Consider the following 11,516-nt stretch of genomic DNA (forward strand, 5'->3'; position numbering starts at 1 on the left):
TTTTATAATAATCTCAAAAATAATATTTATTAGCTTGTTTTCACAGCTTTACCAATGTAGCAGACAGAAGTATCATTGTTAATTTCTATCTCAAATAATTCTGCTTTTTCACCTTTTATTTGATTATTTAAGCCCTTAAGTAGGATAGTTCTCAATGTTTTAAAACTACTACCACCCGTCAAATCAAATCCCTTGATTTCAAAATCTGCAAAGCCATTATTTCTCATTGCTTCTATCATTTCTTGTGGTTTAATAAACTTATTCCAGTCATGAAGTCCAGGCGGTATATGCTTTAGGGTATCTTCTAAAAGCCAAATCATTATAAATTTAGACTTAAAATTTCTATTAATTGTGTCAAACAAAAATAATCCATCTTCTTTTAAAACTCTACAAGCTTCGGAAATAACTTTTTTCCAATCCTCAACATGCTCTAATACGTCAAAGCATAAAACAACATCAAAACTATTTTCTTCGTAAGGGAGCTTTTCAGCTAATGCTCTTTGATAATCAATTTTTAAATTACTTTTTCTAGCATGTTCTTGGGCTATTTTAATTGAATTGAAAGATAAATCTATTCCAGATATATCAGCATTCAGATTCGCTACAAATTCACAAGCTAATCCTCCCCCACAGCCAATATCTAAAACTTTCAATCCTTTCCAATCTGGCACAAAATTAGAAAAGAACTTGAATCTTGAATTGTTAAGATGGTTAGAAAGATATAACGTTTCGTCTTCCTTCCACCATTTATCTGCATTCAAATCGTAGTACTCTAAGTTATTTCTTTTCATTTTTACCTTTACTGTATAAAACGAAGTTAAATCCTTTAAAAATTGGCAAAAAAGTCAATTTACTTGATAACGCCAGATATCAGCGTTGGCGCTGTTTAAGGGAGCAATTGTAATTTCTGCTTAATATGCTTAAGCAGTAACGATCGCATTAATTTCGGTGTATATTTTTCCGTATTTAGCCTTCTCTAAAGCCGACAGAATGATTAAGTCTTTACGATCTAGCTATACGGTTCGTTAAGGCTGAAAACTAAAACTGGCGCAGATTGGAGAGCCACTGCGCCCTTGCGGGTTTCCCGACTTACGGGGAAGCAAGCTACGCTCTTAGTGTTCTCGCAAGGTAGCAAGTGGCATTTACGGAACCCAACATTATCAAAGCTTTGTTGGGTTTTGCTGTTGCTTAACTCAAGTGTATTAAGCTATATATTCAGGCTTGAAAGCTCAGATTTAATTTGGTTCCATTAATTACGTATTTCCTTAGCGTAGCGGGGCATAATCCATTACGAATTGATATGAGTTATTTCTTGGTAAAAGCAGCCACCTTGTCTTGTCCTGTGGTCATATAAGCACAAGCCATGTGTGATGAGTTATACGCCCAGCCAACACGTCCTTGACGGTCTATGAGGATGCACCCGGCTTCACCTTTAACCTTAGAAACCAAAGCGTCAATTGCCATCTGTGCGGCTTCATCTGGATGCCGATCTCCAGTCAAAAAATCGATCGCAGTTTTAGCCAAAACCACCGGGATAATCGACTCGCCATCACCTGTTGTTGAGCAACCGCCGATTTTATTATCAGCGTATAAGCCACAGCCAACAATCGCAGTGTCACCGACGCGACCTTGTTGCTGCTTTGTAGTCCCGCCAGTTGAAGTGGCAGCAGCTAAAACACCGCTAGCATCCAAAGCTACACAACCTATGGTATTGGGGCGATCAATAACTTCTTGATCTTCCTTCCACTGCTGCCATTGTTCCTCAGCTACTAGGTCTTCTTTTTTACACATTTCGGCACCACAATCTATGGCGAAGCGTTCTCCACCCCTCGCTACTAGCAGCCTGGGTTTTTCATCCATAATTTTTCGGGCAACCGAGATTGGATGACGTATACCTTGAACTGCTGCGATCGCTCCCCAACTTAAAGAGCCTTCCATAATCGCCGCGTCTAACTCCACCTCTCCGTCGCTGTTGAGAGTTGCACCAAGGCCAGCGTTAAATGTTGGGTCAGCTTCCAAAACACGGGTAGCTGCTTCCACAGCTTCTGCGGCAGTACCTCCACTGATTAGCACTGCCCAACCAGCTTCTGCTGCTGCTGTGCAGCCTGCATTGTTGGCTGCAACTTTGTCGTCTGTGATGGTTTTTGCTCCACCGTGAACAATAATGGTTGGTATCATATAATTCCTTCTAGTTAGTATGAATTTTGTGGGACTGCAATCGCTTTAACAGGTTCGTCAATTAGTTGCAGCGATCGCACTTTTAAAGCCTCTAAACCCAAGTGCTGGGTTGCAGATATAAACACAGCTTCGGGATAATCTTGTTGAACCCTAGCCCAGGTTTCGCTATCCACCTTGTCAACCTTGTTAAAAGCAATCAAACTTTTTTCGGGAATCTCAGGCATTTCTTCGAGTATTTCCAGCACACTTGCAATATGACTTTCCCAAGCTGGATGGGACAAATCCACGACATGAATCATGGCATCAGCCTCAACGACTTCCTCCAATGTGGCGCGAAACGCATCCATAAGTGGTGGCGGGAGTTCGTGAATAAACCCTACAGTATCTGTGAGCAAAATCGAGCGACGTTCATGTGTTTCGGGTTGTGTAATTACCACCTTGCGGGTTGTTGGGTCGAGGGTAGCAAATAGTTGGTCTGCGGTGAAAACCTCCGCATTGGTTAACACATTCAACAAAGTCGATTTACCAGCATTGGTGTAACCAACTAAAGCCAAAACCGGAATTTCTTGCTGTTGTCGTTGTTGTCTAATACGGGCGCGATGTGCTTGTAAATCGTTTACTTCCTGCTGTAACTGGTTTATTCGGCGTTGAATTGTTCGCCGTTCCGTCTCTAGTTTTGTTTCACCAGGCCCTCGCGTACCAATCCCTGCACCTAATCGAGACATTTCCTGACCGCGACCGCGCAACCGAGGTAACATATATTCGAGTTGCGCCAACTCTACTTGTAATTTACCCTCTTGAGTCCGAGCGCGTTGAGCAAAAATATCCAGAATTACTTCTGTACGGTCTACAACTCGAATGCCAATCTCTTGTTCTAAGTTGCGCGCTTGTGATGCAGAAATATCTCGGTCAAAAACAATCACATTAGCTCTTAGTTTGTGAGCTAAAAGCGTGATTTCTTCAATTTTTCCCTTACCGACCACTGTTTGAGGATGAGCGCGATCGCGTTTTTGCCGCATTGTATCAAGTACAATTCCTCCAGCGCTTTCGACCAAACGCACTAGTTCTGCAAGTCCATCTTCAAATCGCTGAACAGAAATATCTTCTGTCTGCACTCCTACCAGCAACACCCTGTCTTGGCCAGAGACTATTTCTTGAGATAAGAATATTCCATCCCCTGCGTCAACAATTTCTCTCTCCCATTCGTGAACTAGTTCATCAAATTCTTGTTCGGTTAAGTCATCCAAACTTAGAGGAGGTGAAATTACCCAAGGACTTTCTGAATCAGGGAAAAGGTAAGTTAGAAAAGCTTCTTTTACTTCGCCATCAATTGCGGTTAACATGACAAGAGCATCTAAGCGCTGACGCATCATTGCAATCAAAGCGGCTTCATCAGGTGGTTCTGATTTAACTTGAGTAGCAACACAACGGATTCCGCTCAAACGTTCTGCACTGCGGCGGGGTAACTCTTCAGGTGGAATTTGAGTTTGACTGGGTGTTCCCACAGCAACTCGGATAACTTGCCCACGCCGATTGAGATAACAACAAATCGGGTGATGAATTTGTTGACTGATTGTAGCTATAGCTTGAGCAAATTCTGGCGTAATAAATCTATCTGATGGTTGATTTTGCTCATAAAGCTCTTGCAGTCGTTTAATCTGACTAGCTTTGATGCCCTGAACATTGCCATAAACTTTTTGCATAAAACTAATAATTTACAGTTTAGTTTTCAGCTCTGTATATTATCATTTTGGTCTTTTTAAATTTTGATTTAATCTACCAAGAGAAATAAGCAACTTAGCTATAGATAATTACCTCAAAATAAAGCTTCTATAAAATGGTTTAGAGACCAATTAAGTGAGGAATTAACCATGAATGAGACTGTAAACGTGCAAGTTTCATTATGGTTAACGTAGACACAACAGCAGAGGTGCAGAGAACATAGACTAGATGTCTCTGATTTACGTACAATTATTGTTCATTAGCCACCAAGAACGCAAAAGTGCGATCGCTTCTTCTTTTTGTTTGGCTTCAACTTCGATCCACGGTGCTTGGTAGTAGACGTTAGGCATATCAGTAATCAAGTCGCTGTGTTTTCTGTCATTGAAAGCTTGCTCACCATTGGAAATATGAACTAATTGCCAATCTGGATTTGCCCAAGTTTCTCGCGCTGCGTAAAACATGGATGCTACACTCGGATGATCGTAGCTATCCAAATTTTCGTGGCAAATATGGTGATGGGCATCAAATACCATCGGCACGCTAGCTTGCTGACATACTGCTAAAATTTCATCAGCACTATAGGCGTATTCATCGTTTTCTAGAGTCAAGCGACTTTTGATGTTATCTGGTAGTTGGGAAATTACTTTTACTAGTTGTTCAGTCCGTTGAGATTTGCCACCATGAATATTCATCAATGACCAAGGCGAGCGTGGTAAACCCAGTAAGTCAAATATATGTGCATGTCCTGCTAAATTATTGATACTTGCTTGTACCACTTCGGGAGAATCAGAACTTAGCACTACATATTGATCTGGATGCAACACCATTCTGATGTTCAATGCATTTGCTCGTTGACCAATTGCTGCTAAATCAGCGCTCATTGCCTCTAATATATTTGCGCCGATTTCGTCTTCTAAGTCACTTAGGGGAAATAAATTAGAAGGCATCCGATAAAGCTGAATTTTATTCTGCTGACAAAAGGAGAGAGCGTCATGCAAGCGCTGTAAGTTATGGCAATACAGTTCACTCAGGGCACTTTTGCGATCGCTAAGGGAAAGTTTTAAGTATCTGGTGCGCGTCATTGTCCGAAAGCGCACTTGTTTGTCAGAGGTGATGCAAACTAGCCCTAAAGAGGGCTGTGTACTTTTTTGGCACTGCTGTGCATTAGGTAAATTTTGAAACTCGATTACGCTCATTAATTAATACTAACTGATACTTGTTTTAAGCCATTCTTTAATTTAAACAAATTCTATCATTGGCTTAGAATACTTAAAGAATGAATTTCTAACCCTTACAGGATGTTTTAAAATGTCTTTACTTATGTCGTTGTTGATGCCATTGCCAAGCATGGGCGATAATTTCGTTCAGATTAGGATACTCTGGATGCCAGCCCAATATTTTAGTTGCTTTGTCGCTGCTGCCAACTAAAATAGGAGGGTCGCCTGGTCTGCGATCGCGTTCTTCTATTTTAATTTCTTTGCCTGTTATCTCTTTAGCTGTTTCTATTACTTCTCTGACTGAAAAACCACTGCCATTTCCTAGATTAAATACTTCACTTTCTCCACCTTTGAGCAGATATTCTAAACCTAAAATATGGGCTTGTGCTAAGTCAGTCACATGAATATAATCCCGAATACAAGTCCCGTCTGGGGTAGGGTAATCAGTACCGAATATCAAAATAGATTCGCGCTTACCAAAAGCAGTTAGCAGTACTAATGGTATGAGATGAGTTTCAGGTTCGTGGTCTTCGCCCAACAACCCATTAGGGTCAGCACCTGCGGCATTAAAATAGCGAAAACGTACAGACTTAAAATTGTAGGCTGCATCAAAATCTGATAATATCCGCTCTACCATCCACTTGCTAGTAGCATAAGGACTAATGGGATCTTGCGGATGGTCTTCGGTAAGAGGGACAAACTTTGGTACACCATAAAGAGCGCAAGTAGAAGAAAAGATAAATTTGTTAACTGACGCAGCAAGCATTGCTTCTAAAAGTGTCAGAGTGCCTGCAACATTATTTTGGTAATATTTGGCTGGATCGGTAACAGATTCACCCACTGCGATATAAGCAGCAAAATGCATAACCGCAGTTATATTGTAAGTTGAAAATATGTCATCGAGAAGAGAGCGATCGCTCATATCTCCAACAATCAATTTTACCTGCAAAACTTCTTCTACAAGTTCTCGATGTCCATTTGACAGATTATCTAAAACAATTACTTCATAACCTGCTTTTTTCAGAGCTAATGCAGCATGGGAGCCAATGTATCCGGCTCCTCCTGTTACTAAAATAGTTGACATAATTTTGCGATGGGAAATTGCGAATTGGGAATGGGGAATGGGGCATTGGGCAAAACAGTGCTGAGTAAAGAGTTAGGAGTTAAGAATTTTCCCCCTGCTCCCCTTAAAATTAGATTGTAAGACTACTAACTTCTTTCTTCCAAGTAACGAGAAATTGCACTGTCAAGGTGTGGCATTAATTCACCTCGATTGCTACCAAGAACGCTGTAAGCTGGGCGGGGAGCAATTAAACCAAGTTCTTGTGTAGGACGAGCAATCAGATTGCTGACACTTACACCTGCTTTTTTCGCCGCTAATCGTGCCAATTCAGACCAAGCGATCGCACTTTTGTTAGCCAAATGCCACAAACCGTTCTCGCCATCAATCAATAAATCAAGGCTGGTATGGACAAGATCGGGTACATAAGTAGGGGAAACGATCGCATCTTCGGCTGCGACAAAGGTATCTCCAGCAGCTAATTGCCGTAGGGCGATCGTCACAAAGTTGTATTCATCCCACGGGCCAAAAAATGCGCTGGTGCGAATCATTAGCGATGCCGGATGAGCCTGCAATACTAGCTTTTCTGCCAAAACTTTGCTGCACCCATATATATTGAGGGGCGCAACGGCATCAGTTTCGACATAAGGATTCGACTCAGTACCATCGAATACCAAATCTGAAGAAAAAGTTAGCAGCGCCACATTATGTTGAGCGCAAGCAGTAGCTAAAATCGCTGCCCCTTCAGCGTTTACCTTCAAACAAATATCAGGTTCGCGTTCGGCATCGTCCACCCGCACGTATCCCGCAGCGTTCACAACCGCCCACGGTTGCAACTCGGCAAGTACTTTATTAACGGAAGCAGAATTGGCAATATCCATATCTTGCCGTCTCAGCAGGCAATATGAAATTCCTCGCACTTCACACAACCGAGCAAAAGCCTTGCCTAGCGTTCCTGTGGCTCCGACGATCGCTAGGGGACGATTGGAAGCGGGAGAAGAAAACGGGACAGATGGGGGAGATACACGACAACTGACGGCTGGGTATAATAGGCGCTCTTCTCGATGCCACCATCCTGGTGTATCAAGTAATGGATGATTGGGTTTATGTCCAGTGGCTAAATCTCGCACCATTCTAGCGATCGCTGTTTGTCTAGGACGTGATGAACGCAAATCGAACACACCTGACTCGTAGTATCCTGCGGAGTGAGTTACTAAACTATTCCAATCGTAGCTGCCGAGAAGTGCCCAAGCAGTCACAGCACGAACATCTGCACCTTGGTTTCTTAATTCTTGCGCTGCATTCCACACTTCATTGAGCCAGCGTAGTTGTTCCTCACGGGTGCAACTCAAATGAACTTCAGTGACAGCAAGGGGCAGTTTATAACGTTCCCATGTCTCTTTGAGCAATGTTCGCGGCCCTGCCAAACCCTCAGCACAAACTCGCACTGCCTCTACATCTGCATACTTGTCCCGACCATTACCACCATGCGTCCAAGCTGGATAGTTTTCTAGGTTTTCATCTAAAAAGCGTTCGCTTGTTAGGTAATGGTTAATGCCGATGATGTCAGGCGGACAGGTATATTGCAAAAATTCTTCAAGTTCAGACTGGCTGATCCCACAATCGCGCAAGTAACCCCACATGGGATGAGTTGGGTTGATTCGGCCACACAATAAATCCAAACTCAACCAACGACGCTCGTTTTCTAGTTCGGCTTGATAAGCCAGCTTTGGCGTACTATGAGTTTTACCCAAATCCTCAGTTTGTACGAGTTGAGCATTGGGGTTAACTTCCCGGATTGCCTGCATCGAAAGAGCGATCGCTTTACACTCTCCCAACAATGCACGGGCGAAGGTTAAATCGTCCTTTCCGTGAGGATACCAGTGACCATACATCCCACTAAATCGTGCTGTTGTCAGTGGTTCGTTGATGGGTGTGTAATGTGTAACCCAAGGATAGCGTTCTGCAACCGCACGAGCAAACACCGCTAGTTTCTCAGGAAATTCTGGATCTACTAAGCTGGTATCACGCGGCCCACTGCCATGATGCACTAATCCCACAATCGGACGGATGCCGAGTTCGCGCAAGCGTTCTAGCCGTTCATCTGCCCACGACCAATCAGCATTCTCCAAACCATTGGGCGCTATCCTCTCCCAAAGTATTGGATAGCGGATGGCGTGTATGCCAAGTTCAGCGAATAAATCCAGGTCATCCAAACGGGTTGCATGACCATTGCGTTCTAATTGATCGAGATACTCTTCACCCACACGATTAACCGTACACTCGACACCAGCCCAAACTTCTAGAGGAAGTTGTGCTTTGTTAGTGTTGAGTGACGAGTTGAAAGCAGAAGTCATAATTTACAACTCAAGCTGATATTTTATTTGATGCGTTCTTTTTGAGTTTTGTAGGGTGTGTTATGCCAGAGGCTAACGCACCATCCTAGATTTTCGGTGCGTTAGGACTAGGGCGTGTTTTCAAAGTCTTAGATCCCCCCAACCCCCCTTAAAAAGCAGGGCTAAGAATCTCTTAAAGTCCCCCTTTTTAAGGGGGATTTAGGGGGATCTAAAAAATTAGGAGGCACGAGTAGTTTGAAAACACGCCCCAATGTCTATAATGCACCCTACTAAATACAGAGCAGTCCTAATTACGAATTACGAACTTGTGCTGAGTGCAGCCGTTGGCGCAGCCTCTCGCAGAGAAGTATTACGAATTACGAATTATTTAAGCTTTAACCGCAATTTGTTTGTATACAGACAAGGCCTGAGCAACACATTGATCCATGTTGTAGTACTTGTAGGTCGCTAATCGTCCGACAAAATAGATCCCTGGAGTTTCATCAGCCAGCACCTTATATTTCTTGTAAATTTCCTGATTTTCAGAACGTGGTACAGGATAATAAGGGTCTCCCTCAGCTTTGGGAAACTCATAAACAATACTCGTTTTCGAGTGTTCTTGACCAGTTAAGTATTTAAACTCGGTTACACGAGTATAAAGCTGTTCATTGGGATAGTTAATTACTGGCGCTGATTGAAACACACTCGTGTTGTGCGTTTCATGCTTGAAATCAAGGGAGCGATAGGGTAGTTTGCCGTAGCGATAATCAAAGTATTCGTCAACCGGCCCGGAGTAAACCATCTCGCGGCAAGGTATCGCTTTTTGAATTTCTTGATAATCAGTGTTGAGCATTACCTTGATGTTCGGGTGATTGAGCATATTGTCGAACATCCGGGTAAAGCCGTGCAGTGGCATTGCCTGGTAAGTATCGGTAAAATAGCGATCGTCACGATTAGTCCGTGTGGGAATTCTGGCAATTACTGATTTGTCAAGTTCCGATGGGTCGAGTCCCCATTGCTTACGAGTATAATTACGGAAAAACTTTTCATACAGTACTCGACCAACTTTGCTTATCACCACATCTTCACTAGTGCGGATGGATTCTACGGGTTCAGCAAGGGATTTGTAAAACTCTTCCACCTCAAATGAGTTGAGATTCATGCCATACAGCTTGTTGATGGTGTCGAGGTTGATCGGAATCGGGACAAGTTGCCCGTCTACACTGGCAAGGACACGATGTTCGTAAGACCGCCACTGAGTAAAGCGTGAGAGGTATTCAAAGACTTCGCGGGAGTTGGTGTGAAAGATGTGGGGGCCGTATTTGTGTACAAGAATGCCATCATCGTTATAATGATCGTAGGCATTGCCGCCTATGTGGTTGCGCTTATCTACAACCAGCACTTTTTTACCTTGAGTTGCCAAACGTTCTGCAATGACGCTACCAGAAAAACCAGCGCCGACAACCAAGTAATCGAAGACAAAATCTCTGGTAATGATATTTGGTGCTTGTTTACCAGCTGCACCTGTGGAGTTAGCTTTGTCTTCACCATCACGGGCTGCAATGGCAGAGTCAATCAGCTTCATCATTGATGCCCAAGTGCGATCCCAAGAAATCTTCTCCAAAAACACATCTACTCGACTCAACCATTCTGAGGCTGGGGTGTCTTCTTGCATTGCTTGTTCTGCGGCGGTAACAAACTCAGAAACTGTATCTGCAATTCGTACCAGCTTCGACTCTCCGTAAGGACGAACCACATCTCGAATTGAGGTAGATACTACAGGTCTACCTGCGGCAAGATACTCTGGAGTTTTGGTCGGGCTAATAAAACGTGTTGACTCGTTACGCGCAAACGGCAACATTGCTAAATCCCAGCCTGCTAAATAAGCAGGTAGCTGTTTATAATCTCTGCCACCGAGATAATGAATATTTTCATGCTGTGGCAGATTTGCTGGATCGATTTTGACAACTGGCCCAATAATTACTAAATGCCAGTCGGGGCGTGCTTCGGCAATACCTGCAAGCAGTTCAATATCCATCCGTTCATCAATTACGCCAAAGAAACCAAGACGAGGATGGGGAATATGAGCTTGATCTTCTGGTTCTTGAACATTTCTCGCCTGGCCAAAGTGGGGGACATCTACACTGCTAGGAAAGGCATAAACGTTGGGATGCTGGTTCACCTTACTTTCGTAAAGGCTTTGTCCGCCTGTAAATACTAAGTCTGCACGGCTGAATAATTCGGCTTCATAATTCTTTAAAGTAGGTGATGCTCCCTGGAATGCAGACAATTCATCCATGCAATCGTACACCACAGCTTGGGGTTGCAAGTGACGGGTAAACGCGATCGCCATTGGTGTGTAATACCAACAAATGTACTTGTTGATATTATGCTCTGCAAATAAATTATTAATTAGTACTTGTAAATCTGCGTTTCTCGCTTCTTCACTTAAACCCTGTGGTAGGTGTGGCACAACCACAACTACTCCATTAGAATCTTCGTTTATATCTAACCTTGCCAAGGGTTCTTCAGAGAAAATTGGCTCCTCAATAAAGAACACTCGCTTTCCTTGGGCGCAGCGACTAAGAAGATGTTGCGGTCTTTGATAAACGAAATTCCAACGCAAATGAGATAGGCAAACTATATCAGGTGTGTCTTTAAAGGTTTCTGTTGATTGAATTTTTTTGTTAGACGAAGTTAAATTCAACCGTGACGGACTCGATGATTGGGTTTCAGCTAACTGCGATCGCTTCGTTTTACGCTGCTTCGGCGAAATAACATTGCTGACACCGTTGTTTTTGACTTGAGATTTTTCACTTGTCATAGTTCGTCTCATTATTTAAATTATTAATTCTAACTAGCCAAACGCTAATACCTTTTCTTTGTAAGGCAGCACCAAGCTTACTTTCATGCAAAAGCTTGCAACGATATTTTGCTGCTTTTCAATATCGAATCGGTATAATAAATACTTGGTTGCATTAATAACAATGTACTCTTTTATAT

7 protein-coding genes are annotated in these 11,516 nt (G+C 42.9%); all 7 read right to left on the reverse strand.

Annotated features, from left to right (window positions below; genetic code table 11):
• Nucleotides 1-29: 29 nt before the first annotated feature.
• Entirely contained in the window at nucleotides 30-791 is a 762-nt protein-coding gene (gene ubiG, locus GNF10_RS30750; RefSeq protein WP_185607334.1) for a bifunctional 2-polyprenyl-6-hydroxyphenol methylase/3-demethylubiquinol 3-O-methyltransferase UbiG, read from the reverse strand.
• Between the two features lie 514 nt (nucleotides 792-1,305).
• Complete coding sequence (locus tag GNF10_RS30755) at nucleotides 1,306-2,178, reverse strand: isoaspartyl peptidase/L-asparaginase family protein (protein ID WP_185581689.1); 873 nt, start codon at nucleotides 2,176-2,178, stop codon at nucleotides 1,306-1,308.
• 14 nt (nucleotides 2,179-2,192) lie between these two features.
• Nucleotides 2,193-3,881, reverse strand: coding sequence for a GTPase HflX (gene hflX / locus GNF10_RS30760; RefSeq protein ID WP_185581690.1), 1,689 nt, complete (start codon nucleotides 3,879-3,881; stop codon nucleotides 2,193-2,195).
• Nucleotides 3,882-4,139: 258 nt separating this feature from the next.
• The gene (uvsE, locus tag GNF10_RS30765) at nucleotides 4,140-5,096 is read right to left on the reverse strand and encodes a UV DNA damage repair endonuclease UvsE (protein ID WP_185581691.1); all 957 of its coding nucleotides are present in this window, start codon (nucleotides 5,094-5,096) and stop codon (nucleotides 4,140-4,142) included.
• 118 nt (nucleotides 5,097-5,214) lie between these two features.
• Nucleotides 5,215-6,201, reverse strand: coding sequence for a UDP-glucose 4-epimerase GalE (gene galE, locus GNF10_RS30770; protein WP_185583589.1), 987 nt, complete (start codon nucleotides 6,199-6,201; stop codon nucleotides 5,215-5,217).
• A gap of 125 nt (nucleotides 6,202-6,326) precedes the next feature.
• A complete protein-coding gene (locus GNF10_RS30775) occupies nucleotides 6,327-8,534 on the reverse strand; it encodes a family 1 glycosylhydrolase (protein ID WP_185583587.1) in 2,208 nt (735 codons plus the stop codon).
• A gap of 367 nt (nucleotides 8,535-8,901) precedes the next feature.
• Complete coding sequence (gene glf / locus GNF10_RS30780) at nucleotides 8,902-11,337, reverse strand: UDP-galactopyranose mutase (protein WP_185583585.1); 2,436 nt, start codon at nucleotides 11,335-11,337, stop codon at nucleotides 8,902-8,904.
• Between the last annotated feature and the right edge of the window lie 179 nt (nucleotides 11,338-11,516).

It is taken from the genome of Nostoc sp. UCD121 (genome assembly GCF_014222285.1).
Lineage (GTDB): Bacteria > Cyanobacteriota > Cyanobacteriia > Cyanobacteriales > Nostocaceae > Nostoc.

Coding starts and splice junctions, on each gene's coding strand:
- ubiG (WP_185607334.1), bottom strand. CDS start 791: ATGAAAAGAAATAACTTAGAGTACTACGATTTGAATGCAGATAAATGG.
- GNF10_RS30755 (WP_185581689.1), bottom strand. CDS start 2,178: ATGATACCAACCATTATTGTTCACGGTGGAGCAAAAACCATCACAGAC.
- hflX (WP_185581690.1), bottom strand. CDS start 3,881: ATGCAAAAAGTTTATGGCAATGTTCAGGGCATCAAAGCTAGTCAGATT.
- uvsE (WP_185581691.1), bottom strand. CDS start 5,096: ATGAGCGTAATCGAGTTTCAAAATTTACCTAATGCACAGCAGTGCCAA.
- galE (WP_185583589.1), bottom strand. CDS start 6,201: ATGTCAACTATTTTAGTAACAGGAGGAGCCGGATACATTGGCTCCCAT.
- GNF10_RS30775 (WP_185583587.1), bottom strand. CDS start 8,534: ATGACTTCTGCTTTCAACTCGTCACTCAACACTAACAAAGCACAACTT.
- glf (WP_185583585.1), bottom strand. CDS start 11,337: ATGACAAGTGAAAAATCTCAAGTCAAAAACAACGGTGTCAGCAATGTT.